We start from the raw sequence: 25,548 nt of genomic DNA on the forward strand, positions 1-25,548 counted from the left end.
TCGTGTTTCGCGCGATCCTGCATCAAGGTCACCCTGTTTGAAAGGGGTGTCACGCGCCCTCGGCTTCGGTCAGCCCAAAGGACAGCCCGGCCCCGATCAGCGCCATGATCGCGAAGCCCGCAAGGGCCGCGGCAGGCCCAATGAAACTGAGCCCGCCGCCGATCGCGCCGGAAACCAGCAGAAGACCGCCGATCAGCGTGTTGGCGGTCGCGGCATAGGCGGCCCGGTCGGCGTCCTTCGCGAAATCCACGAGATAGGTCGACCGCCCCTGCCGCACGCCGTGGTGCGCGATCATCAGGACGAAGAGCGCGGCCGGCATCGCCCAGATCGTCTGAGCGAGCCCCAGCACCTCGGCCCCCACGGCCGCCCCCATCGCGAGCGCGCCCAGGACGCCCGCAAGGATGAGAACCCGGCGCGAGGACCAGTCGGCCACCTTCCCCCAGGCATAGGAGGCAAGGAACGCCGCGGCCGAGGAGGCCACCACCAGCGCGCCCAGTTGCCCCAGCCCGCGGCCCTCGCCGCCCGAGAGCAGGACGAGGTAGGGGGGCGCGAGCGCGGTGGCGGTCAGGAACCCGCGCGCAGCGACGAAGCGCGCGAAGACCCCGTCCTCGCGCAGGAGCTTCCAGGGCCGCAGCGCATCGCCGTTGCCCTCGGCCGGGCTCGGGTCTTCTTCCAGCGTGGCGAAGACGAGCGCGGCGGTGACCCACAGAAGCGCGGCAACGCCGACGGCGGCCGCCAGCACCACGGTGCCACTGAGCCAGCCGGACACGAGGAGCAGCGCGAAGGCGAAGACGCCCGCCGAAGCGACCGAACCGGCCAGCCCGGTCACCGAGCCGCGCCGGCGTTTCCCTACGGTCTTGCCCAGGATGTCCTTGAAGCTCACCGAGGCGGCCGAGCGCGACACGGCGAGGAGCGTGATCGCCGCGACGAAGGCCCAACCGGCCGCCGCCCCCTCGAGCGTGAGGGCCGCCAGCGCGATGAGGGCGGCCGCGATCCCCTGCCCCACGCTGCCCGCGACCCACATCCAGCGCCGCATGCGCATGCGTTCCAGCCGGTGCGCGAGCAGCACCTGGGGCAGAAGCGCCCCCGCTTCGCGGATCGGAACCAGCGCCGAGACCAGCACGGCCGGCGCGCCAAGGGCGTTCAGCAGGTAGGACAGGACCAGCTTGGGGTCGATCAACCCGTCGGCCAGCTTTGTCATCGACAGCGACACCACGTGGCGCAGCCCGTTGCGCGCCTCGGCCGGTGTTTCGGGATCTCCGGCGAGCGTTTCGAAGGCCCGCTCGCCCAGTGTGGATTTGCTCATTTTCCGCCTTTCTGGCTGTGTCGCGCCCCGAACGGGCGCATCACTGGCTTGACTTGGGCGTCGACCCGCGCCAAACCGCCCCCACGACATATACCCGCAACCGGGCGTTCCGTGGGCGCCGAACCGACGAGGAGACTGGGCCGATGAGCCACATTTCCCTTACATTCCCTGACGGCAATACGCGTGTCTATGACGCCGGGATCACTCCCGCCGCCATTGCCGCCGATATCTCGAACTCGCTTGCGAAGAAAGCGATTTCGGCGACCGTCAACGGCGCGCACTTCGACCTGCAATGGCCGATCAACGAAGACAGCGAGATCGCCATCCACACGATGAAGGACGACGCGCAGGCGCTCGAACTCATCCGTCACGACGCGGCCCATATCATGGCGCGCGCGGTGCAGGAACTGTGGCCGGAGACCAAGGTCACCATCGGCCCCGTCATCGAACACGGCTGGTATTACGACTTCGACCGCGAAGAGCCCTTCACGCCCGAGGACCTGGGCGCGATCGAGGCGAAGATGAAGGAAATCGTCAACGCCCGCGATCCCGTCCGCACCGAGGTGTGGGACCGGGCCGACGCGATCGCGCACTATGAGAAGACCGGCGAGCCCTACAAGGTCGAGCTCGTGAACGCGATCCCGGATGACGGCCAGCCGATCCGGATGTACTGGCACGGCGACTGGCAGGATCTGTGCCGCGGCCCGCACCTGCAGCACACCGGCCAGGTGCCCGCGGACGCCTTCAAGCTGATGAAGGTGGCCGGTGCCTACTGGCGCGGCGACTCGACGCGCCCGATGCTCCAGCGCATCTACGGCGTGGCGTTCAAGAACCGCGACGACCTGAAGAAGCACCTGACCTTCCTCGAAGAGGCCGAGAAGCGCGATCACCGCCGCCTGGGCCGCGAGATGGACCTCTTCCACATGCAGGAAGAGGCGCCGGGCCAGGTGTTCTGGCACCCCAACGGCTGGACGATCTACACGACGCTTCAGGATTACATGCGCCGCCAGCAGCAGGCGGGCGGCTATGTCGAGGTGAACACGCCGCAGGTCGTCGACCGCAAGCTGTGGGAAGCCTCTGGCCACTGGGACAAGTACCAGGAGAACATGTTCATCGTCGAAGTCGACGAGGAGCATGCGCGGGAGAAGGCGGTCAACGCGCTCAAGCCGATGAACTGCCCCTGCCACGTGCAGATCTTCAACGTCGGGCTGAAATCCTACCGCGACCTGCCGCTGCGCATGGCCGAGTTCGGGTCGTGCAACCGCTACGAGCCCTCGGGGGCGCTGCACGGCATCATGCGCGTGCGCGGCTTCACGCAGGACGACGCGCACATCTTCTGCACGGAAGACCAGATCGAGGCGGAGACCGAGAAGTTCATCAGCTTCCTCGCGAACGTCTACCGCGACCTCGGCTTCCCGACCTACAAGATCAAGTTCTCCGACCGCCCCGACACCCGGGCGGGCTCGGACGAGATCTGGGACAAGGCCGAAAAGGCCCTGCTCGACGCCACGCACAAGGTGACGAACGACGTGGAGCTGAACCCGGGCGAAGGCGCCTTCTACGGCCCGAAGCTCGAGTTCGTGCTGACCGACGCCATCGGGCGCGATTGGCAGTGCGGAACGCTGCAGGTGGACTTCGTCCTGCCCGAGCGACTGGACGCGAGCTACATCGGCGAGGACGGCGCCAAGCACCGCCCCGTCATGCTCCACCGCGCGACCCTGGGCTCGTTCGAGCGCTTCATCGGCATCCTGATCGAGGAGCACGCGGGCAAGCTGCCCTTCTGGATCGCGCCGCGCCAGGTGGTCGTCGCCTCGATCGTCTCGGACGCCGATGACTACGTCCACGAGGTCGTGGCCGAGTTGCGCGCCAAGGGCGTGCGCGCCGAGGCCGACATCCGCAACGAGAAGATCAACTACAAGGTCCGCGAACACTCCGTGGGCAAGGTTCCGGTCATTCTCGCCATCGGGATGAAGGAGGTCGAGGACCGGAGTGTTACACTGCGCCGCCTGGGCGAGAAGCAGACCCGGGTCGTCGCGCTGGACGAAGTGGTGCAGGAACTCTCGTCTGAGGCGACACCGCCGGACCTGGCCTGAACCAAGCCTTTGATATTGCACGAGACGGGCGGCCCATTCGGCCGCCCGTTTCACGTTCAACTCACGAAAGCGTTTGTTTCACCGCGTCACACCGCCGCGCGGCACGGGCGCGTGAATGGTCCGTGACGAGGTTGCGGGATTAGCAATGGATCACCGCAAGGAGCGGATCTGAACGCAACTCGGAGGAGGACAGACACATGACCCGGAAACTCACACATGCCGCCGTGGCCGGCGCGGTCGCGACCGCGCTCGCCTCGCTCACCCTGCCGGCGCACGCCCAGGAGCAGGAGAAATGCTACGGCGTCGCCAAGGCCGGCGAAAACGGCTGCGCGGCCGGCCCCGGCACCACCTGCGCGGGCACCTCGTCCGTCGACTGGCAGGGCAACGCCTGGACGCTCGTTCCCGCGGGGACCTGCGAAGACATGACCATCGAGGCATCCATGACAGAGGACGGCATGAAGCGCATGGGCTCTCTCGAGCCGCTGGAGCGCGACCTGCCCGGCGACATGATGATGGACGACGAGATGGACAGCGACGCGAGCTGACCGGACCGGGCGCGGGCGGCCCCGGTGCCGCCCCGCCCCCCGTTCGAGTCGGGAGGGGACGGATGCTCGACATGACGCGACACGGATTGCCACCCGCGCCGGGCGTGGGCTTCAAACCGCAACATTACGCCGAGATCATCACGGACAGCGGCGCGGTCCGCTGGCTGGAGATCCACGCGGAGAACTACATGGGCGACGGCGGCCGACCGATCGCACAGCTTGCGGCCCTGGCCGAACGCTTTCCGATCTCGGTCCACGGCGTGGGCCTTTCGATCGGCGGCGAGGGCCCGCTGGACCCCGTTCACCTGGACCGTCTCAAACGCCTGGTCGGCTGGCTGAAACCGGCGAGCTTTTCCGAACACCTCGCCTGGTCGTCGCACGGCGGGACCTACTTCAACGACCTGCTGCCGCTGCCTTACAACGCGGCGACGTTGGCACGCGTCGAGCAGCACATCCACGAGGTGCAGGAAACGCTTGGGCGCCGGATGCTGCTCGAGAACCCGGCGACCTACCTGGCCTTCGCCGAGACGACGATGGCGGAGACCGACTTCCTGGCCGAGCTCGTGCGGCGCACGGGCTGCGGTCTGCTGCTCGACATCAACAACGTGTTCGTCGCCTGCACCAACCAGCAGACCGATCCGCGCGCCTACCTGGCCGCATTCCCGCTTCAGGCGGTGGGAGAGGTGCACCTGGGCGGACACGATGCACAGACGGACGATGACGGCGCGCCGCTGCTGATTGATGCGCATGGGTCCGAAGTGGCCGATCCGGTCTGGACCCTGTGCCGCGAGACGATCCAGCGGATGGGCCCGAAGCCTGTGCTGATCGAATGGGACAACGACGTGCCGGACTGGGACATGCTCGAGGCGGAAGCGGCGCGTGCGGCGGCCCTTCTGGGACGGGTGAAGGCATGACCAAGACGCAAAACATCGCTTTTTCATGGTATTGTGCGGCATTCTTCATCCGGGATTTCAGCATTGGCGCCCCGCCATGGATACCGCTTTTCCGAAAAGCCGGTTTTTTGGAAAAGCGGAAAACCGGAAAAGTGAAATTAGCCGGATTGAATGAAGCCGCGCCCCGGAAAACCCGTCCCTCGGGGTGCGCGCCATGACCTTCGCGGACGCGCTTCTCGACCCGGATCGCACGCCCTCGGGCCTTCGCGGCCCCACGGGCGCCCAGGCCGGCCGCCGCTTCGACGTCTACCGAAACAACGTGATGGCATCGCTCGTCCAGGCGATGCGCGACGGGTTCCCGGTGACCCAACGGCTGGTGGGCGAAGATTTCTTCGCCGCCCTCGCCGCTGCCTTCGTGCGCGCGCACCCGCCGGACTCCCCGGTTCTGGCGACCTACGGCGCGGCGTTCCCGGCGTTCATCGCGGATTTCCCGCCTGCTGCCGGGCTCCCTTATCTCGCCGATACCGCGCGGCTCGAGTTCGCCCTGCGCCGCGCCTACCACGCCGCCGACACGCCGCCGCTTGCCCCCGAGGCGCTCGACAGGCCCGACATCCACCACGCGCGCCTGACGCTGGCCCCGGCCGTCACCGTCCTGCGCTCGCCCTACCCGATCCACGCGATCTGGCGGGCCAACGTCGACCCGTCCGCCCCCAGGCCCGCGGCGGGCGCGCAATCGGTGCTCGTCACCCGCCCGGACTGGGACCCGCTCGCCGAACCGATCCCCGAGGCCGAGGCCCTGTTCCTCACGGCCCTCGCCACCCGATCGTTGGGCGAGGCCGCTGCGGCCGCGCCGGATCTCGACCTGCCCGCCGCGCTCGCCCGGCTCATCGGCCGCAAGGCCCTCGTGCATCTGGAGGTGCCTGCATGATCCACGCCATCCTCACCCGCCTCGACGCCGCCGGTCCGCCCGTGCTCGGCACCCTCGCCCGGCTCACCTTCTCGCTCACGCTCGCGGGGTATTTCTGGGCCTCGGCCCTGACCAAGCTGGAGGGCGCGGGGCTGTCGCTCAACGCCTATGCGCAGATCTTCCCCCGCGCGATGGAGGCCGCGGGCTACGACGTCACGCAGCTGACGCTGTTCCACACGGTAATCGTCGCCGCGGGCACGCTGGCAGAGTTCATCCTGCCCGCCCTCTTGGTCCTGGGGCTCGCAACCCGGCTGGCCGCCCTCGGGATGATCGGTTTCATCATCGTCCAGACGCTGACCGACCTCATTGGTCACGGCGCGCTGTCGCAGCCTGCGACCCTTGGCGGGTGGTTCGACCGGGTGCCCGACAGCGCGATCCTGGACCAGCGGCTCCTGTGGGTGACGATGCTCCTTGTCCCGGTCTTCACCGGGCCGGGTCCCTTGTCACTGGACCGACTGATCGCACGCCGCGCTCAGAGCCAGACCGCCTTGGCCGCCTGATCCCAACCCAGCGTGCGCCGCCCGCCGTCCTCGACCACCGGGCGCTTCATCAGGGCCGGATGAGCAGAAATCAGCCCAACCGGGTCGCCTTCACGCTCCTCCGCCGACAGCCCGCGCCACGTCGTCGACCGGGTGTTCACGAGTGCCGCGCCGAAGTCGTCGTAGAAGGCCCGGAAAACCGTCTCGTCCTGCGGCTCGGCGCGGATATCGACCAGTTCCGGGGCGTGTCCGGCCGCCGAAAGCTCCTTCATCGCGCGGCGCACCGTGTCGCATGATTTGATCCCGTAAACCCGCATACCTTGGCCCTTCATGAAATCTTCGCTTGAGTTTTTCCCTGTTTGGTCCACCATGACCGTGTGAGACAAGTACTTCCAGACCAATGCTCCTTCCGGGGCAGCTGAAGACCTGGCTGCACCATCCCGCCGCAATACCGCGGGCGGACAAGACGAAGGAGATACGGCATGCCCACCGGCACCGTGAAATGGTTCAACACCACCAAAGGCTATGGCTTCATCGCGCCCGATGACGGCGGCAAGGACGTGTTCGTCCACATTTCCGCTGTCGAGCGCGCCGGGATGACCGGTCTCGCCGACAACCAGAAACTGTCGTACGAGATGATCCCGGGCCGGGACGGCCGCGAAAGCGCGGGCGACCTCAAGTCGATCTGAACCGACCCGACAGAATGACGAACCCCCGCGCGGTCCGGCCGCGCGGGGGTTTTTCTTTGCCCTGCGCGGGGACGCGTTTCAGGTCACCGCGCGCGTGATCATCACGCCCGCCCAGGCGGTGAAGCCGGTCAGGACCGTGCCCCAGATCACGTCCGTGGCCACCATCTGCGGCGCCCAGAGCTTCAGCGTCGCGTAATTGGTGAACTCGTAGGTGCCATAGGCCATCGCGCCGACGACCGCGCCGCCGATCAGCGCCTGCACCGGCGTGTCGCTTTTCAGCGCCGGGAGCGAGATCAGCCAGACCAGCCCCGCCACGTAGAACAGGTAGAAGACCGCCGCCGGGGCGATGCGGATCGGCATTTGCAGCCAATCGCCGAGATGGCTTTCGAACAGGGGTTTCATCACCCGGTTCAGCATCACCGCGTCGATGCCAAGAAACATCACGGCGGTCACGAGGTACAAAACGATCGTCTGCATCACGGTCCCTTGTTGGAGAAATGTACAAGGGATACGCGGCCCCGTCACCGCTGGATGACAAAAATCAGCAGCCCGGGCGCAGGTCCTGCCGCATGCGGCCCAACGGCGAGAGGCTCCAGTCCGCGAGCTCGGTCTTGAGCGTCGCCGGCTGCCGCTCCAGCGCGCCGGTCAGCGCGTCGCGCACCAGCCCGAGCCGCCGCTTGAGGTCGGCGGCCAGAAGGTCGCGCCGCCGGGGCGGTTCGTCGACGATGATGCGCACCCGTTCGAGCCGCCCGTCGTCCGTGATGAAGATGCGTTGCTGCAAGGCGGCCTCACGCTGCGCCTCGACCTGCACGAGCTCCGAAACGTCCGAGAAGCCGCAGCTCCACGCGCTTTTCGCCGTCGCACTCGTCGGCAGGGTGATCGCCACGGCCACCGCAAACGCCGCAGCCCCCAAAAAGTTCCACTGTCCCATGAAAAAAACCTAGGTCAGCGCCCGGCCCCGCACAATAGGGCCATAGCGCGCCCCGGCGCGGCATGGCAGATCGGCAACGGGGGTCAGCGCAGGCGCACGAGTTCGCGCAAGGTGCAGGCCGGGTCGGCGGCGCGCAGCGGTGTCTCGGCCAGCACCCGCCAGCCGGACTCGTCGACCTGCGGGAAGAACGCGTCGGCCCCCTCGACGTCGAGGTCCACCTCGGTCAGGAGCAGCCGGTCGGCGAGAGGCAGAAGGTCGCCGTAGATCCCCGCACCGCCGATGCCGTAGATCCGGTGGTAGCCCGCGTTGCGCGCCACGCCGATCGCCTCCTCGACCGAGGGCACGACGTGCTCGGCCAGGTCCGGGTTGCGCGAGACCACGATATTCATCCGGTTCTTCAAAGGCTTGACCGGAAGGCTCTCCCAGGTGCGGCGCCCCATGATGAGCGCGCCCCCGGTGGTTTCGCGCTGGAACATCTTCAGGTCTTCGGGCGCGCTCCACGGGATGTCATTGTCCTTCCCGATGGCCCCGCCCCGGGCCCGCGCGACGATCAAGGTGAGCATGTCAGACCGCCACCGGCGCCTTGATCGCAGGGGCCGGGTCGTAGCCCGGGAAGGCGAAATCGTCGTATCGGAAATCGAAGATCGAGGACACGTCGCGCTTGAGCTCGATCTGCGGCAGCGGGCGCGTCGTGCGGCTCAGTTGCTCGTGCACCTGGTCCATGTGGTTCGAATAGATATGCGCATCGCCGATGGAATGGACGAAATCGCCCGGCTCGTAGCCCGTCACATGCGCCAGCATCACTTGCAGCAGCGCGTAGGAGGCGATGTTGAACGGGACGCCGAGGAACATGTCGGCGGAGCGTTGGTAGAGCTGCAGGTGCAGCTTGCCGCCGATGATGCGCACCTGCCACAGCGTGTGGCACGGCGGCAGGGCCATGTCCGGCACGTCACCGGGGTTCCAGGCCGACACGATCAACCGCCGGCTGTCGGGGCTCTTCCGGATCTGCTCCACGAGGTCGGCGATCTGGTCGACCTCGCCGATCACCGGCGCGCCGTCGGGCCCGCGCTCCAGCTTAGGGAAATGGCGCCACTGGTGGCCGTAGACCGGGCCGAGGTCGCCGTTCTCGTCGGCCCATTCGTCCCAGATCGAGACGCCGTTTTCCTTGAGATACCCGATGTTCGTGTCGCCGGAGAGAAACCACAGAAGCTCATGCACGATGGAGCGCAGGTGGAGCTTCTTGGTGGTCACCAGCGGGAAGCCTTCCGACAGCGGATAGCGGCACTGCATGCCGAAATAGGACAGCGTTCCGGTGCCCGTCCTGTCGCTCGAGGCCACGCCCTTGTCGAGCACGGTCTGCAGCGCATCCAGGTATTGACGCATGGCGATCCTCCCCAAGCCCGATTCCGGGCGTTCGACCTCTCCGCCACCATATGTTGCGCCATCCCGGCACACAACCACGGCTGCTTGACAGGAAGATGCCGGGCTGACCTACTCGCCCCGAGGCAGCGGGACGACGGACAGGGCAGCCATGCAATCAGGCAACGCAGGCGCAAATACCCCGAACGGGGGGATGAGTCCGGCCCAGCCCCGGCGTAGACACGCGGCCATGTGGGGACGCAGAATCATTGCCGTCGCGGCCGCCTGCCTTGCGATCGGGCTGGGCGACGGGGCGAAGGCACAGGACGCGCAGGCGGGCCTTCCGGCCGCGCTCGAGGCGTTGCAGGCGGGCGACGGGCGCACCGCGCTGGCGCTCACGAACCGGGTCATTGCGCAGAACCCCCGCAATATCGACGCGCTTCTTCTGAAATCGCGCATCCTCTTCCTGTACGGTCAGGCCCGCGAGGCGCGCGACGTGGCGCGCGCGGCGTTCGAGGCGTCGGGCGACCTTGCCCCGGCGCGCTATGCCTCAGCGCTCAGGCTGGCCGAGCTCAATGCCGCCGACGGGAATTACCCGCTGTCGCAATTCTGGATCCGCCGCGCTCTGCCCTATGCCCGCAGCGATGCCGAGGTGCAGCAGCTGTCGCAGGTCTACCAGACCGTGAAGGACCGCAACCCCTGGCGGTTCAGTTTCTCGGCCGGGATCGCACCGAATTCGAACATCAACAACGGCTCGTCCGAGGACCTGATCTATCTCTACGGGCTGCCCTTCGTGCTGTCGCCGACCGCGCAGGCGCTGTCGGGCTACACCGGGCAGGCCGACGCCACCCTGCGCTACCGGGTGTCCCAGACCGACCGGTCGCAGACCTGGATCGGGATCGAGGGCGCGGGCAAGGTCAACTGGCTCGACCGCACGTCGCGCGCCGCCGCGCCGGGGGCACGGGGGAGCGATTACAATTTCTATTCGCTCGGCATCACCGCCACGCACATCCAGCTCGTGGGTGAAGGCACGCGGCTCGAGTTCACCGGGCGCGCCGGGCGCAACTGGTATGGCGGGTCGAAACTGTCGGATTTCTTCGGGGCCGGCGTGTCGGCGACGGTGCCGATCGCGGAGGGGCGCGACGCGCTGACCCTGTCGGCGCGTGGCGACCGGGCGCTTCTGGTTCAGGGCGGGCTTTCGCCGGAGACCACGCTGCGCGCCGCCGCGACCTATGCCCACCAGCTGTCCTGGGGCGACCGGGTGAGCGCGGAGCTGTCCTATGCCAAGACCTTCTCGGCCAACGCGCCGCAGGTCTACGGCCTGCCCCGCGTCGAGCTCGAATATGATTTCGGGCGCCCGATCATGGGCGCGCACTTTGAGATCGGGGCCAGTTACGGCTACAAGGATTACAGCGTCTCGCCCTACACGGCGAGCGGGCGGCAGGACCACATTCTCGCGGGTCATGTCTCGGCCGAGTTCCGCAACTTCTCGGTGCTCGGCTTCGCCCCCGTCGTGACGGTCGAGGGAAAACGGGTGTGGTCGAATGTGCCGCTCTATTCTCAGACGTCGCTCTCGGGCGGCATCAGCTTCGAGTCGCGTTTCTAGCGCGCTCTTCGCGCTGTTGGGCCTGTTCGCGCCCGTGGACGCCACGGCGCAGGAGGCGGACTGCCGACAGGCGCTTGTCCTTGCGCTCGACGTGTCCGGCTCGGTCGATGCGGGCGAATACCGGCTCCAGATGGACGGGCTGGCCCAGGCGCTGACCGCGCCGGAGGTGGCCGCCGCGATCCTCGCCCCCGGGGCCGCGCCCGTCGCGTTCTACATCTTCGAATGGAGCGGGCCGCAGTTCCAGAACGTGCTGGTCGATTGGACGCGCGTGGCCGACCGTCCGACGCTCGACAGCATCGCGGGCACGCTGCGGGCCACCCGGCGCAGCCCCTCGCCCCCGTCCACGGCGCTCGGCACCGCGATGGCGGTGAGCGCGCAGGCGCTGGCCGACGGGCCGGAGTGCTGGAAACGCACCATCGACATTTCGGGCGACGGCAAATCGAACACCGGGCCGCGCCCCCAGGATCTTTCGGGCCTCGACAATTTCGACGAGGTGACGGTGAACGCGCTCGTCATAAACACGATCGACAGCATGGGCGCGGGCCCCGGCGACGAGGACCTGATGAGCTATTTCCGGTCGGTCGTCATCCGCGGCCCCGGCGCCTTCGCGGAGCCCGCCGACGGGTTCGAGGACTATGCCCGCGCCATGAAGAAGAAGCTCCTGCGCGAGATCACCGCGCTCGCGGTGGGACGCCTCGACCTGCCCCACGCCCCGCGCCCGCCCCGGATTCAGTAGATGTACCGGATCTGGTCGGTCCAGTAACGCTCGACCCGGCGCAGCGCACCGTTCATGTCGTCCATCGCCGTGAGCGACAGCACCCCGCGCTCTTCGATCCCGCGGGCATGGCGCGCGAAGAGGTCGGCCACCACGTCGCGCACCCCGCGCCCCTTGTCCGTGAGCCGGACGCGCACCGACCGGCGGTCGATGTCCGAGCGTTGGTGGTGCATGTAGCCCAGTTCCACCAGCTTCTTGAGATTGTAGGACACGTTCGAGCCCTGGTAATAACCGCGCGTCTTGAGTTCCCCGGCGGTCAGTTCGTGGTCGCCCACGTTGAACAGCAGCATCGCCTGCACCGCGTTGATCTCGAGCACGCCGAGGCGTTCGAACTCGTCCTTGATCACGTCCAGCAACAGCCGATGAAGCCGCTCCACGAGCGACAGAACTTCAAGATACTGGGTGAGGAACCCGGTCTCGGATCCCGTGACGATCGGTCCGTGGATCGACATGCCTGCCTCCGTCCTTTGCGCGGTCGGAGGCAGTGTCGATCAAAAGTCGGAATATTCCGTTAAGGGCGTCTGAGCCGTGTCAGGCGCGCTGGGTGTGGCCCGTGATCGTCTCGATCAGCGCCGCGAACCGCTCCGGCACCGGCGCCTGACCCGACACCCATTGATAGAGGTCCTGGTCGTTCTCCAGCAGCAGCGCGTCGTAGAGCTCGAGCTCGGCGGGCGAGAGGGAAGCCAGATGCGCGTCGGCGAAGGGGCCGAGGATCATGTCCATCTCCTTCGTGCCACGCCGCCATGACCGCATGCCCAGCCGCTTGAGCCGGTGTTCGGCTGTCTCGCTCACGTCGGTGCCTCCTCGAGAAGCTTGCGCAGGCCCTTCTCGAGCCGCGCCATGCGCTTGGTCGCGTCCGTGATGTCCGACTGCACCTCGCGCAGTTCCATCAGAAGCGCCTTGGCGTCGCGGGTGAGCTCGTTGCCGGCACCCGGCGGATCGACCCCCTCGCCCTCGCCGGTCAGGAGCCAGCGCAGCGACACGCTGAGCAGCCCCGAGAGCATCTGGAGCCGGTTGGCGCGGGGTTCCGACACGTCGTTTTCCCATGCCGCCAATGTCTTGACCTTGACCCCCAGCTTCTTTGCCAGGTCCTTCTGGCTCAGACCGACCGCATCGCGCGCGGCGGCCAGACGGTCGCCGAAGGTCGCGTTTTCGTCGGAATACCAATTGTCGTCCATGACGCCTCCCAGACGCTTGATCGCATGCCGTGCCGAGCGTAGGACGGACCGGACCCATGATCTGAGCCGGATGCGACCATGACGATCCTCTCCGCGACGCTCGCGCGCGTCAAACCTTCGCCCACGGTTTCCGTAACAACTCTGGCGCAGGAATTGAAGGCCGCGGGGCGCGATGTGATCGGCCTTGGCGTCGGGGAACCCGATTTCGACACACCCGATCATATCAAGGCCGCCGCGATCGCCGCGATCGAGGCGGGCAAGACCAAGTACACCGCCCCCGACGGGATGCCCGAGCTCAAGGCCGCGATCTGCAAGAAGTTCGCCCGCGAGAACGGGCTGAGCTACACGCCGTCGCAGATCAGCGTGTCCTCGGGCGGCAAGCAGGTGCTCTACAACGCCCTGATGGCGACGCTGAACCCGGGCGACGAGGTGGTGATCCCCGCCCCCTACTGGGTGAGCTACCCGGACATGGTGCTTCTGGCCGGCGGCACGCCGGTGGTGGTGGAATGCGGGATCGAGGCGGGCTTCAAGATGACGCCCGAACAGCTCGAGGCCGCGATCACGCCCAAGACGAAGTGGCTGATCTTCAATTCTCCCTCGAACCCGACCGGCGCGGGATACACGCGCGGCGAGCTCAAGGCGCTCACGGACGTGCTGATGCGCCATCCGCATGTCTGGGTGATGTCGGATGACATGTACGAACACCTGGTCTTCGACGATTTCACCTTCGCCACCCCGGCCGAGGTCGAGCCCGGCCTTTACGAGCGCACCCTGACCGTGAACGGGGTCTCCAAGGCCTATGCCATGACCGGCTGGCGCATCGGCTACGCGGGCGGACCGGAAGAGCTGATCGCGGCGCTGCGCAAGATCCAGTCGCAGTCCACCACGAACCCCTGCACGATCAGCCAATGGGCCGCCGTCGCCGCACTCGAGGGCCCGCAGGATTTCCTTGCCGGGAATGCGAAGATCTTCCAGCGGCGCCGGGATCTTGTCGTGTCCCTGCTGAACGAGGCGCCCGGCGTGAGCTGCCCGGTGCCCGAGGGTGCGTTCTACGTCTACCCGTCAATCGCCGGCTGCATCGGCAAGTCCGCCCCCGACGGCACCTTGATCACGGATGACGAAACCTTCTGCCGCGCGCTTCTGGAGGCGACGGGGGTGGCGGTGGTCTTCGGCGCGGCCTTCGGCGTGAGCCCGAATTTCCGGGTGAGCTACGCCACCTCGGACGAAGAGCTCACCACCGCCTGCACCCGTATCCGGGAGTTCTGCGCCGCGCTCACCTGACAGCCCGCGCTGGCCCCGGATGCACGAACCCGTTACAACGGAGGCGGGCAGGAGCAAACGAGAACCCATGTCGACAGAGCTTCCCGAGTATTATTTCCGCGTACGCGAGAACGGCGCCTTCGTGTTCAAGGTGGACACCCAGAACCGCCATCGCCGGATCGAGATGGACCAGATCGCCGTGGTCAACACCCGCACGGGCGAAATCAAGCCCAACGGCGAGCGCACGCTGTCGAACCAGGACATGGCGGCGATCTCGGACTGGCTGGACGAACGCCAGGAGCTGCTCGACGCGCGCCAGATCGATGACATCCTGCGCACCGTGGACTCGCTGAACCATACCGCGAACTGGGTGCAGAAGGACGCCGAGGATCACCAGCTCGACATGGTGACGGATTCGCTTCTCATGGCGATGCACGACCTGCGCACGCTGCTCGTGCGCAAGAAGGCCGAACGCATGATGCGCGAGGAGTGACGCCGCCTCAGGCGGGCACGGCCTGCGACAGGCGGCGGAAGCGCACCATGAGAAGCCCGGCCGCGCAGGCAAGGCCCAGCACGAGGCCGAGCCAGACCCCGATCCCCTCCCAGCCCAGCAGGATACCGAAGACGTAGGTCGTGGGCGCGCCGACGAGCCAGTAGCTCACCGCGGCATAGAGCAGCGGGCGGCGCGTGTCCTGCATCCCGCGCAGGATCGAGATGCCCAGCACCTGGGCGGAATCGACGAACTGGAACAGTGCGGCCATCACGAGAAGCGTCGCCCCGATCGAGACGATGCTGTCCTTCAACGGGTCGGCGGGGTCCACGAAGAGGCCCATGAGAGTCTCCGGGATGGCCAGGAAGACCACGAGCGAGATCAGCGCGAAACCGAAACCGAGGAGCCAGACCGCGACCGCCCCGTCGACCAGTGCCCGCCCGTCGCGCCGGCCGAAGGCCCGGCCCGCACGCACGGTCGCGGCATTGGACAGCCCCAGCTGCACCATGAAGGCGACGGTGACGATCTGGAGCGCGACACCGTGGGCGGCCAGTTGAACGGTGCCGATCCAGCCCATGACGAGCGATGAGAAGTTGAAGAGCCCGACCTCGGCCACCGTTGTCAGACCGATCTGCCAGCCCATCGCGAAGACCTCGCGCAGGGCCTCCCAGTCCGGGCGCCAGAGACGCACGAAAAGGTCGTGCTCCGGGAAGGTGCGCATCGCGTAGATCACCAGCCAGATCGCCGAGATGGCGTTCACGCTGAACGACGCGATGGCCGCGCCCCGGATACCCAGCTCGGGAAAGCCCCAATTGCCGAAGATCAGGAGGTAGTTCACCACCACGTTGGCCAGCGCCGCCCCCAGCGTGACGCGAAACTGCACGCGGGTCTTTTCGAGCGCGGAAAGATAGCCCTTGAGCACCATCACGATCAGCGCGGGCAGCATGCCGACGCCGGCGATGCGAAGATAGGTCTGCGCCAGCCCGGAGATCTCGGGATCCTGGCCGAGCGCGACCAGCAATGGCCCGGACCAGATGAAGATCGGCATGGCGAGCATGCCCACGCCCAGACACACCCAGAGCCCCATGCGCGTCACGCGACGAATGCGCACCTCGTCGTCGGCTTCCGCGGCTTCGGCGACCAGCGGGACCACGGCCCAGGCGAAGCCGGAGATCAGCAGGAACAAGATGAGGTAGAGCGACGTGCCGAGGACCAGCGCGGCAAGTCCGCGCACGTCGTACCAACCCATCATCAACGTGTCGGTCGTCTGCACGGCCACCTGCGCCAGCTGGCTGCCGATCAGTGGCAGGCCGAGCGCGAGGTGCGCGCGGGCGTGGGTGCGATATGCGGCGAGCCGGGTCATGAAGCCCCTTTGCCACGGGCGGCGCGGCGGGAAAAGTGATTTGATCAAACGGTCGAAAAAGAGGCGGCCCGCCGGGCTGCGATGCGGCCAGAGCATCACGCCGAGATGGGGCGCGCAACGTCAAGGATTGGCGATTTTCCAGGTCGGCGAAACGCCGGAAAACCGGAAAACCGGAAAACCGGAAAACCGGAAAACCGGAAAACCGGAAAACCGGAAAACCGGAAAACCGGAAAACCGGAAAACCGNTTTTCATATTGTTATTTCATGTCAATGCTTTAAACGGCATTTTTCATGCAAAACCTCAAGCGGGTTTGCGCGCGATCAGGTCGATCAGCGCCGACATCCCCGAATGGCCCGGCCCCTCGTCCAGCTCCCGCTCGTAGGCTTCGAGCCGCAGGATCTCCCACCCTGCGTAGGCGTCCGCCAGCATTTCCTCCGTGTAGAGGTTTTCGACCGCTTTCGGCCCGCCGGTGCCGTACTCGATCTGCTTGGGCGTGTAGCCGTGGATCATGATCAGCCCGCCCGGGGACACGGCGCGGCCCATTCCGTCGAAGACCTGGTCACGCTCCGCGGGCGTCAGGAATTGGAAGAAGATGCCGGCGACGATGTCGAATTGCGTGGCGTCCCAGTCCCAGTCGAAGATGTCCGCCTCCACGAAATTCACCGTCACCCCGCGTTCGTCCGCCAGCGCGCGGGCCTTGGCGATGGCGTTGGGCGCGGCTTCCATCGCGGTCACCTCGAGCCCCTTCTGGGCCATGAAGACCGAGTTTCGCCCCTCGCCGTCGGCCACCGCCAGCGCGCTGAGACCCGGCTCGAGGTAGTCCTGCTGGGCCACCAGGAATTGCGACGGCGCCTTGCCGAAGACGAAATCATCGGTCGCGTAGCGGTCGTTCCACATTGCGCAAACTCCTTTCAGACAGCTGCACGGCCCGCTTGGCGGATCGGGCGAACCTCGTCACACTGGCAAAAGCGGAAAGGTTTGGCGATGGACGATTTCGGCAATCTCACCTCCGACGCGCGCGGCTTCCTGTCGCGGCTCGCGGCGCACAACGACCGCGACTGGTTCCAGGCGCACAAGTCCGACTACGAGGCGCAAGTCAAGCGGCCGGCGGAGCTTATGCTCGAGACGCTGCGCGACAGGTTCGCGCGCGACCTCGGGTGGGAGACGGTGCCGAAAATCTACCGCATCTACCGGGACGTGCGCTTTTCGAGGGACAAGACGCCCTACAAGACCCACCTGCACCTGCAATGGAGCCAGCGTGACGCGCCGCTCGCCTGCTATTTCGGCGTCTCCCGCGAATACTGCAAAGTCGGCGTGGGCACCTTCGCCTTCGACAAGGCGGCCCTGCCCCGATGGCGCGCCCGCGTGGCCGATGGGCACCCGGTCATCGAGGAAGCCGCCGCGCTCGAGGCCGCCGGGTGGCAATTGTCGGAGCCGGAGCTCAAGCGCGTCCCCGCGCCCTATGGCGCCGATCACCCGGCCGGGGCGCACCTCAGGCGCAAGGGGCTCGTGCTCTGGCACGACCTCGATGACGATGAGGAAACGCGCCTCGCCCCGGTTCTTCTGGAGCGCGTGGGGGAAACGGACGGCCTGCGGCGGGCGCTCGCCGACGCGCTCACCTGAGGGATCACGCGCGCGGGGTGCCGCCCAGCCGGCGCAGAAGCGCCTTCGTCGCGACCCCGGTCGAGGGCAGCCCGTTGGCCGCTTCGTAGGCCCGGATCGCCGCTTCCGACTTGGCCCCGATCACGCCGTCCGCCCCTTCGGTATCGAATCCGCGCGCGGTCAGCCGCCGCTGGATTTCCTTGCGGTCCTCGAGCGTGAGCCCCTGCGGATCGGGCCCGAAGGACGTCCGGATCGGCCCGCCGCCCGCGATCCGGTCGCCCAGGTGCCCCACCCCGATCGCGTAGGACGTCGCGTTGTTGTAGCGCTTGATGACATCGAAGTTGCGAAAGACCATGAAGGCGGGTCCACCGCTTTCCGGCTCGATGACCCGCGCGGGGCCGTGGTCTCGGATACGCCCCCCGTCCATGTCGCGCACGCCCATCGCGGTCCAGTCTGCCACGCTGCGCGTGTTGGAAAAGCCCGCCCGCGCGCGGTCGAACCCCTGGGGCAGGCGCACCTCCAGCCCCCAGGGCTGGCCCCGGGTCCAGCCGAACTTGGCCAGGTAATTCGCGGTCGAGGCCAGCGCGTCGGTCGGGTCCTCGGCCCAGATATCGCGCCGCCCGTCGCCGGTGTGATCGACGGCATAGGCGAGATACGAGGTCGGCATGAATTGCGTATGGCCCATCGCGCCGGCCCAGGAGCCGCGCATGTTCTCGGGCGTGGTGTCCCCGGCCGCGAGGATCTTCAGCACCGCGAAGAGCTGTTTCTCGAAGAAGTCCTTGCGCCGCCCGTCGAAGGCGAGCGTCGACATCGCGCTCACGATATGCACGTCGCCCCGGCGTTCGCCGTAGGAGCTTTCCATGCCCCAGACGGCCGTGACGATCTTCTTGTCGACCCCGTAGCGCGCCTCGATCCCGTCGAGGGTGCGCGACAGGCTGGCGTATTTCGCGCGGCCGTTGCGCACGCGTTCGTCGCTGGCGGCAATGGCGAGGTAGTCTTCCAGCGTACGGGTGAACTCGGTCTGGTCGCGGTCGCGCTCGATCACCTTGGGCAGGTAGCCCGCGCCGCGAAAGGCACGCTCGACCACCGCGCCGGAATGCCCCGCGGCCACCGCGCGTTTCTTGAAGCTCGCGACCCAGGCGTCGTAGTCGGCGTTGGGCACCGCGCGCATCGTGCTCGAGGCCGGCGCCGTGGCCGATCCGGCAAAACGCGCCGGTCCCCGCCCGCAGGCCGCGAGGCCGGTCAATGCCAGCCCGCCTGCCGCGAATCCGCGCCGTGTCAGAAGAAGTCCGCTCATGCCTGCACCCGTTCCCGTCTTTTTTTCGTTCCGGGGAGAATAGCGCCGGGCGGCCCCTGCTCAAAGGAAAGGATTTCCCCCAACCGGCGGATGCGCGCGCTTTTGCCGAGGGCGCGATCAACCGGTCGGGGCCGGCTCAGATCGGCTTGTCGCAGCGCACCGTGACATGCACCGTTCCCCGGCAGGCCTCGGGCCAGACGAGCTGGACGAACTTGTTCTGCGCCCCCTGGTTCACGCGGACCTGCGGCATCGCCGCGACCCGGGCATTGCCGGCATCGCGGATCTCATCCTCGGCGACCACGGCAGTCACCGTGCGGGCGTTGCCTCCGAAGGGCAGGAAGCCCGAGGGGTCGAGCGTCCAGGTCGTCGCGTTCGAGCCCTGGTTGAACTCGAGGCAGACCGGGCACATCGTGCGTTGGGTCACGCCGTTGAAGTTGTTGCGCTCGAAGGTGATGTTGCGAAAGCGCCAGTAATCCGCCCCCGCGATGCTGTCATCGAAGGCCTCGACCCGGTCGATCGTGCCGTTGGCGGCGTAGAACGAGTTCTCGTTCACCTGCAGACCGGACAGGAAATGGCCCGTCCCGTAGGGTTTCAGGCGGATGAACCGGAAGGACGAAATCGCGCTCGAGCAATAGAAGATATTGCCGGTGATCGTGAGACCGCCGAAACCGTACTCGGACCCGAAATCGGGGCTCGCGTCGTGTTCGTTGGTCCACTCGATCGCGCAATTGTCGATGTAGTTGCCCGTGACCGTGGACACGCAGGCCTCGCGCGTGAAGACAAGCCCGGCCACGCGCGGCGCGTTCGAGAAATCGTCGCCCTGGAAGACATGGGTGCCGGTGACGTTGTGGCCCGTGCCGTTCAGGATGCCCGACAGCCCCATGCGCTGGAACCGGCAGTCGCGGATCTTGGAGTCGTTCGCGTTCACGTTGAAGCCCACGCTGATCCGCTGGTCGGCCGCGAGTCCCTGCTCGTTCGAGATCCACTGGCACTGCTCGAGATGCAGGTCCTGGCAGGCCCGCCCGGCCGAGGTGATGCCCTTGTGACGCGGCTTGATGAAAAAGCAGTCCTTGAACTGCATGTTCTCACCCTGGCGCGACAGGATCACCCCGTTGCAATAGCCGTTCATCTGGAACTCGACCTCCGAGAACGTGAGCCGGCGCAGGTTCTCGAACCCCATGAAATCGAGAATGTACTTGTAGCGGGTGAAGGTAAAATCCTGTGTCGGATCAGGCCCGTAGAGCGGCTGGCTCAACTGCAGCGTCCCCGCCGCCACGTTCACGGAGGTCACGTAGACCTCGCGGCCCACGCCCTTGCCGGTCACCTGGCTGCCCGGCTGAATCTGGGCGGCATTGGCGAGCCCGGTGATCTGGAGCGGATTGTTGGGGTTGTAGCTGCCCTGGCTGGTGGCGACGTCCGGGGACCACGCGGGCCCGTCCTCGGCGTAGAACTGGCCATTGCGGATCACACGGCGGATCAGGAACGTGTCGCCGGTGGCGAGCGCGGCCTGCATGTCGATCGGCGCGTCGAGGTTGATGGTCCGCCCGCCCAGGTCGAACCCGTCGTGATCCGAGAAATGCATCAATGCCTGGAAGCCCTTGCCGAAGGCCGTCACCTCGTCGCCGAAGGCATCGATATAGGTGGGCAGGTCGAAGTTCCGGATGAGCGACAGGCGGGCCTCGGCCGGCATCGTGAGCGTGCCGTCGAAGCGCACCTTGTTGCGGATGGTGAGGCTCGCGCCGATCCGGTAGCTTCCGTCCGGCACCACCACCGTGCGCCCGTCGGCCGCCGCATCCGCCGCGGCGAAGGCGGCGTGGTCGTCGGCCACCCCGTCGCCCACCGCGCCGTAGTCGCGCACGTCCACCACGTCGAGGATGTCGCGCAGGAAGATGCCGGTCACGTCTTCGACCGTGAGGTCGTCGATGCGCACCACGCCGCCCGAGGCGCCGGTGAGGTCGATCCCGAAATGCCCGTGGGCCGGATCCGCACCCCAGATCATGTCGACGCCGTCCCGGTTGCCCGGCGCCACGATGGCGCTGACCGCGACGACCTCGCCATAGGTGTCGAGCGCGACCGCCGGCCCGGTCTCATCCAGCCCCGCGACATGGGCGCCCGCCCCGTCGACCGGATGGCCCGCGACACGCACGGACGGAAACGCCCCGCTCATCGCCTTCACCTTCGCGGTGATCCGCAGGTAGGTGCCCGGCAGGATCGGGGTCTCGCCCGTCCAGCGCAGACGCTGCGTGGTCTCGGTCTTCACGAGTTCGAGGCAGCCGCCGAAATCCGGGTCGGCGGGCACGAAGGCCGCGTTCGCCGCCCCGTCGTAGGTCGCCGATCCGGCCGTGCCGTTTTCGCTGGACCATTGGTCCAGCCCGTCGACGAAGGGTGACGGCATCAGGTCGAGAGTGCTGCTCATGGGGTCCCTTTCGGCTTGGGCCCGGGGCACACCGCGTGCCCGGCCCGTCGCGAGAAGGGGTAGCGGCCGGGTCTTAAGCCGGCTCTAGCCCACCGTACGCTGCCCCGTGGCGGGGCCGTGCGCGCCGAGGGCGCGCGCCGGTCTGGCGCCGTCCCACCTGCCGGTGGGCCGGCGCGGGGCGAGAGGGCGCTGCCCTCTCGCGCTCTCCCGAAGTATTTCGGGAACGATGAAGGGGATCAGTCGAGCACGAAACGGAAGGCGCGCCGCAGCTCGGCCGTGCCGTCCCGGTCGTACCAGCGGCCGTGGGCCAGGATCACGCGCTCGGGCGCCCAGGCGATCATGCGCCCGACATCCTCGCGCAGCGCGTCGCGGTCGCGGAAGGTCGCGCGCATGTCGCGCGGCATCCGGCCATCCGGGTCGGCCACGCCCACGAGTTTCGGAATCCAGCGAAACCACCGGGGCAGTTTCCGGGGCTCGAAATTCTCGATCAGGTCGGTGAGGACCAGGGTCCGGCTCTTGCGGTGGAAGAACACCGCCTCCCGGTGGACGGTCGAGCCGCGCACGATCATCTGGTCGATCTGCCCGGCCCAGGCCGGCGGGGCCACCTGCGCCAGGTCGTGGTCGAAGGCCAGGTCGAGCCCGTGGCGCGCGGCCCTGCGCGCGACGTTGGGCGCCGCCCAGGTGCGCGCCTCGGGGAAGCGGGCCTTCCAGTCGGCGATGTAGGCGTAGTGGATCCAGTTGGGCGCGACGAGGTGGGCGGGCGCGCCCAGCGCGGCAACGCGATCGGCAAGCTCGTCGGTCATCCGCGTCGGCGAGTGCACCCAGAGCGAGCCGTCCGCGAGGCGCACCAGCGTGGCGCGCGTCGAGAACGGCATGCCGTAGAAGCGGATCGCGGGGCCATCCACGATCCAGATGTCCGGGGCGACCGGTTTCGGCCGGTCGAGCGGTTCGTAGCCGGTGGTCATGCCACCAGTCTTCGGCCCGCTCCCGGGCCCGGTCAAGCGACCCGGTCAGGCCCCGACGCCGGCCTCGCGGATCAGCTGCACGCCGGCGATGCGCCACATGCCGTCGAGTTCCACCATCCGGTAGTCGAGCAGGTGGTAGGTCCCGGCGCCGTCGCGCACCAGAACGCGCTGCCACAGGTCGCCGTTCATTTCGCGCAGGTCGAGAAAACGGGTCTCGCTCGGCGCGTAGACCATCGGGTAGCCCTGCTCCACCATCGCGCCGAAGCGTCCGGGCGAGCCGAACATGGCCTGGATACCGGGCGAGGCATAGGTCCAGGCCTCGTCCACGTCCTCGGCGATGAAGGCATCGAACTGGCGGGTGATGACGTCCTGGATGGCCTCGCCGGGTTCCACCTGGGCGGTGACCGGTCCGGCCAGCGCGGCCGAGAGGGCCAGCGCGGTTGCGAATAGGATCTGTTTCATCTCTGATCTCCCTTCGTTTCCAAGATACGGGCGAGGGGCCGAATTGGTTTCACCGAACCGTGAAAAAGCCGGACCCCCCTTGGAACAAGGGCCCCGCGTGCCGCGTTGCCGCTTCGAGGCCGGCGGTCGCGGCCGCCGCGGCGAATTGTCCAATCCAAACCGCGCGCCGCGCCCCCAAATCCCTATCCGTGACATAGGTTTTGACGCGCGCACCACGCGCGACCAGACGGAGAGGGTCATGTTCGACACGATCGACGCGGTGCTCCTTGCCCGCATACAATTCGCTTTCACGGTCTCCTTCCACTTCCTGTTCCCCGCCTTCACGATCGGCCTGGCGTCGTTCCTGGCGGTGCTCAACGCGTTGTGGCTCTGGAGCGGGAAGCAGAAATACCTCGACCTCTTCCGCTACTGGGTGAAGATCTTCGCCCTCGCCTTCGCGATGGGCGTGGTGTCGGGGATCGTCATGTCCTACCAGTTCGGGACCAACTGGTCGGTCTTCTCCGACAAGGCGGGACCCGTGATCGGGGCGCCGATGGCCTACGAGGTGCTGTCGGCCTTCTTCCTGGAGGCAGGCTTCCTGGGCATCATGCTGTTCGGGCGCGACCGGGTCGGACCGGGGCTGCACATGGCCGCAACCGCGATGGTCGCCTTCGGCACCTTCCTGTCGGCCTTCTGGATCCTGTCGGTGAACTCCTGGATGCACACGCCCGCGGGCTTCGCGATCGATCCCGAGACGCAGCAGTTCGTGCCGACGGATTTCTGGCAGGTGATCTTCAACCCGTCGTTCCCCTACCGGCTCGCCCACACGGTGACGGCGGCCTACCTCACCACCGCCTTCATCGTGGGTGGCGTGGGCGCCTTCCACCTGCTGCGCCACCGCAGGCGGGGTGAGCACCCCACGCCCGCCACGCGCACGATGTTCTCGATGGCGATGTGGATGGCCGCGATCGTCGCCCCGGTCCAGATCTTCCTGGGCGACCTGCACGGTCTCAACACGCTCGAACACCAGCCGGCAAAGGTCATGGCGATGGAGGGCCACTACGAGAGCCACCCGGAGGGCGCGCCGCTCTACCTCTTCGGCATTCCGAACGATGCCGAGCAGCGCCTCGACTACGCGTTCGGCATCCCGAAACTGTCGTCGCTGATCCTGAAGCACGACCTCGACGCACCGCTCGCCGGGCTCGACACGATCCCGGACGAGGACCAGCCGCCGGTCGGCATCGTCTTCTGGTCCTTCCGCGTCATGGTCGCGCTCGGCTTCGCCATGCTGGGGCTCGGGCTCTGGTCGCTCTGGGCGCGCTGGCGGGGGCGGCTCTACGACATGCCCTGGCTCCACCGCGCGGCGGTGACGATGGGGCCGTCGGGGCTGATCGCCGTTCTCGCGGGCTGGATCACCACCGAGGTCGGACGCCAGCCCTTCACGGTCTACGGCCTGTTGCGCACGGCCGACAGCGCGGCCCCGCTCGAAGCGCCCGCCGTCGGGGCCTCGCTCATCGCCTTCATCGTCGTCTACTTCGCCGTCTTCGGCGCGGGCACCTATTACATCCTGCGGCTCATGGCGCATTCGCCCAGCTCGCGTGAACCGCGCCTCAAGGACAGCTCCGAGGGGCCGGTACGCGCCGCGGGGCTCACGCCGGGCCGCCAGGGCCACCAGCCGGGAGAATGACCATGCCCATCGTTTCAGACATCTCCTTCGACCTCACCACGATCTGGGCCTTCGTGATTGCCTTCGCGGTGCTGACCTACGTGGTGCTGGACGGCTTCGACCTGGGGCTCGGGATCCTCTTCGCGACCGAGCGGCGGCGCCGCGACCGCGACGTGATGATGAATTCCGTGGCGCCGGTCTGGGACGGCAACGAGACCTGGCTCGTACTGGGCGGCGGCGGGCTGTTCGCGGCCTTCCCGCTGGCCTACTCGATCATCCTGCCGGCGCTCTACGCGCCGCTGGTCGCGATGCTCCTGGCCCTGATCCTGCGCGGCGTCTCCTTCGAATTCCGGTGGAAGGCGCAGGGCGGCCGGTGGATCTGGGACGCGGCCTTCATCGCGGGCTCCACGATCGCGTCGTTCATGCAGGGGGTGGCACTCGGTGCGCTTCTCCAGGGCATCACGGTCGACAAGGCCGCGCGCGCCTATGCCGGGGGCTGGTGGGACTGGTTCACGCCCTTCTCCGCTTTCGTGGGTCTCGCGGTCGTGGTGGGCTACGCGCTTCTCGGCGCGACATGGCTGGTGTCCAAGACCACCGGCGACCTGCAGGAAAGGATGCGCCGGCGCGCCTGGTTCCTGGGCCTTGCCACGGTCGGCTTCATCGCGGCCGTGTCGCTCTGGTCGCCCTTCCTGCAGGACGGGTATTTCTACCGCTGGTTCGAGGGCACCCACATCCTGTGGGCCGCGGGCGTCGCCGCGCTCGTGGCCGGGCTCAACTGGGCGCTCTTTCACGCGCTCCACGTCCACCGGCACGACCACTGGCCCTTCCGGGCCGCGCTGGGGCTCTTCGTCGTGAGCTTCATCGGGCTGGGGCTGACGATGTATCCCTACATCATCCCCACCGAGATCACGATCTACGAGGCCGCCGCGCCACGTGCTTCGCAGGTCTTCATGCTGGTGGGCGCGGGCGTCCTGATCCCCGTGATCCTGGCCTACACCGCGTACGCCTACTACGTCTTCAGGGGCAAGATCGACGAGGACACGGGGTATCACTGATGGCGAAGAGTCCGCAGAACACCCGGCCGGCCTGGAAACGCGTCCTGTGGTTCGTCGCGATCTACGCCGCGAGCGTCGCGGTGATCGGCGCGGTCGCCTACCTGATCCGCCTCTGGATCGTCTAGGCGCGCCTGCCCCCTTCTCCGGTCCTCAAATATCCCGGGGGTCCGG

30 protein-coding genes are annotated in these 25,548 nt (G+C 67.5%); 15 read left to right on the top strand and 15 right to left on the bottom strand.

Annotated elements, in window-relative coordinates; genetic code table 11:
• Window positions 1-49 precede the first annotated feature (49 nt).
• Window positions 50-1,306: an MFS transporter gene (locus GQE99_RS14090; RefSeq protein WP_161352267.1), complete on the bottom strand. Its 1,257-nt coding sequence runs from the start codon at window positions 1,304-1,306 to the stop codon at window positions 50-52.
• A gap of 143 nt (window positions 1,307-1,449) precedes the next feature.
• Here GQE99_RS14090 and thrS point away from each other — a divergent pair, with 143 nt between their 5' ends.
• The 6 genes from thrS to GQE99_RS14120 all read left to right on the top strand — a co-directional run bounded on the left by thrS (window position 1,450) and on the right by GQE99_RS14120 (window position 6,304).
• Window positions 1,450-3,399: a threonine--tRNA ligase gene (thrS, locus tag GQE99_RS14095; protein ID WP_161352268.1), complete on the top strand. Its 1,950-nt coding sequence runs from the start codon at window positions 1,450-1,452 to the stop codon at window positions 3,397-3,399.
• Window positions 3,400-3,596: 197 nt separating this feature from the next.
• A complete protein-coding gene (locus tag GQE99_RS14100) occupies window positions 3,597-3,944 on the top strand; it encodes a BufA1 family periplasmic bufferin-type metallophore (protein WP_161352269.1) in 348 nt (115 codons plus the stop codon).
• A 62-nt stretch (window positions 3,945-4,006) separates the two neighbouring features.
• On the top strand, window positions 4,007-4,858 hold the full coding sequence (gene bufB, locus GQE99_RS14105) for an MNIO family bufferin maturase (RefSeq protein WP_161352270.1): 852 nt from the start codon (window positions 4,007-4,009) through the stop codon (window positions 4,856-4,858).
• On the top strand, window positions 4,855-5,055 hold the full coding sequence (locus GQE99_RS14110) for a hypothetical protein (protein ID WP_161352271.1): 201 nt from the start codon (window positions 4,855-4,857) through the stop codon (window positions 5,053-5,055). Before bufB ends, GQE99_RS14110 begins: the two co-directional genes overlap by 4 nt.
• Window positions 5,052-5,765, top strand: coding sequence for an HvfC/BufC N-terminal domain-containing protein (locus GQE99_RS14115; protein WP_161352272.1), 714 nt, complete (start codon window positions 5,052-5,054; stop codon window positions 5,763-5,765). The genes GQE99_RS14110 and GQE99_RS14115 overlap by 4 nt, the downstream gene beginning before the upstream one ends.
• Complete coding sequence (locus GQE99_RS14120) at window positions 5,762-6,304, top strand: DoxX family protein (RefSeq protein ID WP_161352273.1); 543 nt, start codon at window positions 5,762-5,764, stop codon at window positions 6,302-6,304. The genes GQE99_RS14115 and GQE99_RS14120 overlap by 4 nt, the downstream gene beginning before the upstream one ends.
• Here GQE99_RS14120 and GQE99_RS14125 read toward each other — a convergent pair.
• On the bottom strand, window positions 6,277-6,684 hold the full coding sequence (locus GQE99_RS14125; RefSeq protein ID WP_328794121.1) for an arsenate reductase family protein: 408 nt from the start codon (window positions 6,682-6,684) through the stop codon (window positions 6,277-6,279). The genes GQE99_RS14120 and GQE99_RS14125 overlap by 28 nt on opposite strands.
• 81 nt (window positions 6,685-6,765) lie before the next feature.
• Here GQE99_RS14125 and GQE99_RS14130 point away from each other — a divergent pair, with 81 nt between their 5' ends.
• Complete coding sequence (locus tag GQE99_RS14130; RefSeq protein WP_161352274.1) at window positions 6,766-6,972, top strand: cold-shock protein; 207 nt, start codon at window positions 6,766-6,768, stop codon at window positions 6,970-6,972.
• 78 nt (window positions 6,973-7,050) lie between these two features.
• Here GQE99_RS14130 and GQE99_RS14135 read toward each other — a convergent pair whose 3' ends face one another.
• The 4 genes from GQE99_RS14135 to GQE99_RS14150 all read right to left on the bottom strand — a co-directional run bounded on the left by GQE99_RS14135 (window position 7,051) and on the right by GQE99_RS14150 (window position 9,286).
• Complete coding sequence (locus tag GQE99_RS14135; RefSeq protein WP_161352275.1) at window positions 7,051-7,449, bottom strand: DUF2177 family protein; 399 nt, start codon at window positions 7,447-7,449, stop codon at window positions 7,051-7,053.
• A 64-nt stretch (window positions 7,450-7,513) separates the two neighbouring features.
• Window positions 7,514-7,903 (bottom strand): hypothetical protein, encoded by a 390-nt coding sequence (locus GQE99_RS14140; RefSeq protein WP_161352276.1) that lies wholly within the window; start codon window positions 7,901-7,903, stop codon window positions 7,514-7,516.
• A gap of 83 nt (window positions 7,904-7,986) precedes the next feature.
• Window positions 7,987-8,466, bottom strand: a complete 480-nt coding sequence (locus GQE99_RS14145; protein WP_161352277.1) for a dihydrofolate reductase — start codon at window positions 8,464-8,466, stop codon at window positions 7,987-7,989.
• A gap of 1 nt (window position 8,467) precedes the next feature.
• Window positions 8,468-9,286: a thymidylate synthase gene (locus tag GQE99_RS14150; RefSeq protein ID WP_161352278.1), complete on the bottom strand. Its 819-nt coding sequence runs from the start codon at window positions 9,284-9,286 to the stop codon at window positions 8,468-8,470.
• A gap of 226 nt (window positions 9,287-9,512) precedes the next feature.
• On the opposite strand from GQE99_RS14150, the gene GQE99_RS14155 reads away from it, so the two are divergent.
• Together GQE99_RS14155 and GQE99_RS14160 are read left to right on the top strand one after the other, a co-directional pair.
• Entirely contained in the window at window positions 9,513-10,868 is a 1,356-nt protein-coding gene (locus tag GQE99_RS14155) for a tetratricopeptide repeat protein (protein WP_161352279.1), read from the top strand.
• A gap of 16 nt (window positions 10,869-10,884) precedes the next feature.
• Window positions 10,885-11,604, top strand: a complete 720-nt coding sequence (locus tag GQE99_RS14160; RefSeq protein WP_235917235.1) for a DUF1194 domain-containing protein — start codon at window positions 10,885-10,887, stop codon at window positions 11,602-11,604.
• Here the strand turns inward: GQE99_RS14160 and GQE99_RS14165 are convergent.
• From GQE99_RS14165 to GQE99_RS14175, 3 genes are all read right to left on the bottom strand, one after another.
• Window positions 11,598-12,095 (bottom strand): MarR family winged helix-turn-helix transcriptional regulator, encoded by a 498-nt coding sequence (locus GQE99_RS14165; protein WP_161352281.1) that lies wholly within the window; start codon window positions 12,093-12,095, stop codon window positions 11,598-11,600. The two genes, GQE99_RS14160 and GQE99_RS14165, sit on opposite strands and share 7 nt — an antisense overlap.
• Window positions 12,096-12,174: 79 nt before the next feature.
• Complete coding sequence (locus GQE99_RS14170) at window positions 12,175-12,396, bottom strand: succinate dehydrogenase assembly factor 2 (protein WP_202530847.1); 222 nt, start codon at window positions 12,394-12,396, stop codon at window positions 12,175-12,177.
• Between the two features lie 35 nt (window positions 12,397-12,431).
• A complete protein-coding gene (locus GQE99_RS14175; protein ID WP_161352283.1) occupies window positions 12,432-12,821 on the bottom strand; it encodes a helix-turn-helix domain-containing protein in 390 nt (129 codons plus the stop codon).
• 78 nt (window positions 12,822-12,899) lie between these two features.
• Between GQE99_RS14175 and GQE99_RS14180 the strand changes: the two genes are divergently transcribed.
• On the top strand, window positions 12,900-14,102 hold the full coding sequence (locus GQE99_RS14180; RefSeq protein WP_161352284.1) for a pyridoxal phosphate-dependent aminotransferase: 1,203 nt from the start codon (window positions 12,900-12,902) through the stop codon (window positions 14,100-14,102).
• A 67-nt stretch (window positions 14,103-14,169) separates the two neighbouring features.
• On the top strand, window positions 14,170-14,574 hold the full coding sequence (locus tag GQE99_RS14185; protein WP_161352285.1) for a hypothetical protein: 405 nt from the start codon (window positions 14,170-14,172) through the stop codon (window positions 14,572-14,574).
• Between the two features lie 7 nt (window positions 14,575-14,581).
• Here the strand turns inward: GQE99_RS14185 and GQE99_RS14190 are convergent, their stop codons facing one another.
• Window positions 14,582-15,934 (bottom strand): MATE family efflux transporter, encoded by a 1,353-nt coding sequence (locus GQE99_RS14190; protein WP_161352286.1) that lies wholly within the window; start codon window positions 15,932-15,934, stop codon window positions 14,582-14,584.
• Window positions 15,935-16,235: 301 nt separating this feature from the next.
• The gene (locus GQE99_RS14195; protein WP_161352287.1) at window positions 16,236-16,832 is read right to left on the bottom strand and encodes an SAM-dependent methyltransferase; all 597 of its coding nucleotides are present in this window, start codon (window positions 16,830-16,832) and stop codon (window positions 16,236-16,238) included.
• 87 nt (window positions 16,833-16,919) lie between these two features.
• On the opposite strand from GQE99_RS14195, the gene GQE99_RS14200 reads away from it, so the two are divergent.
• Window positions 16,920-17,558 carry a TIGR02453 family protein gene (locus GQE99_RS14200; protein ID WP_161352288.1) on the top strand — a complete coding sequence of 213 codons (639 nt, stop codon included), beginning with the start codon at window positions 16,920-16,922 and terminating at the stop codon, window positions 17,556-17,558.
• A 4-nt stretch (window positions 17,559-17,562) separates the two neighbouring features.
• On the opposite strand, the gene GQE99_RS14205 is transcribed toward GQE99_RS14200, so the two are convergent.
• The 4 genes from GQE99_RS14205 to GQE99_RS14220 form a co-directional block, all read right to left on the bottom strand.
• The gene (locus GQE99_RS14205) at window positions 17,563-18,834 is read right to left on the bottom strand and encodes a lytic murein transglycosylase (RefSeq protein WP_161352289.1); all 1,272 of its coding nucleotides are present in this window, start codon (window positions 18,832-18,834) and stop codon (window positions 17,563-17,565) included.
• A gap of 136 nt (window positions 18,835-18,970) precedes the next feature.
• A complete protein-coding gene (locus GQE99_RS14210) occupies window positions 18,971-21,250 on the bottom strand; it encodes a glycosyl hydrolase family 28-related protein (RefSeq protein WP_161352290.1) in 2,280 nt (759 codons plus the stop codon).
• A 236-nt stretch (window positions 21,251-21,486) separates the two neighbouring features.
• Window positions 21,487-22,215, bottom strand: coding sequence for a DUF4336 domain-containing protein (locus tag GQE99_RS14215; RefSeq protein WP_161352291.1), 729 nt, complete (start codon window positions 22,213-22,215; stop codon window positions 21,487-21,489).
• A gap of 45 nt (window positions 22,216-22,260) precedes the next feature.
• Window positions 22,261-22,677, bottom strand: coding sequence for a DUF4864 domain-containing protein (locus GQE99_RS14220; protein ID WP_161352292.1), 417 nt, complete (start codon window positions 22,675-22,677; stop codon window positions 22,261-22,263).
• Between the two features lie 238 nt (window positions 22,678-22,915).
• Here GQE99_RS14220 and GQE99_RS14225 point away from each other — a divergent pair, with 238 nt between their 5' ends.
• Genes GQE99_RS14225 through GQE99_RS14235 form a run of 3 tightly spaced genes read left to right on the top strand, consistent with a single transcriptional unit; the run spans window position 22,916 to window position 25,502 of the window.
• Entirely contained in the window at window positions 22,916-24,343 is a 1,428-nt protein-coding gene (locus GQE99_RS14225) for a cytochrome ubiquinol oxidase subunit I (RefSeq protein WP_202530810.1), read from the top strand.
• Between the two features lie 2 nt (window positions 24,344-24,345).
• On the top strand, window positions 24,346-25,377 hold the full coding sequence (gene cydB, locus GQE99_RS14230; protein ID WP_202530812.1) for a cytochrome d ubiquinol oxidase subunit II: 1,032 nt from the start codon (window positions 24,346-24,348) through the stop codon (window positions 25,375-25,377).
• Window positions 25,377-25,502 carry a DUF2474 family protein gene (locus tag GQE99_RS14235; RefSeq protein WP_161352293.1) on the top strand — a complete coding sequence of 42 codons (126 nt, stop codon included), beginning with the start codon at window positions 25,377-25,379 and terminating at the stop codon, window positions 25,500-25,502. Before cydB ends, GQE99_RS14235 begins: the two co-directional genes overlap by 1 nt.
• The last annotated feature ends 46 nt before the right edge of the window (window positions 25,503-25,548 follow it).

The organism is Maritimibacter harenae (assembly GCF_009882975.1).
Classification (GTDB): Bacteria; Pseudomonadota; Alphaproteobacteria; order Rhodobacterales; family Rhodobacteraceae; genus Maritimibacter; species Maritimibacter harenae.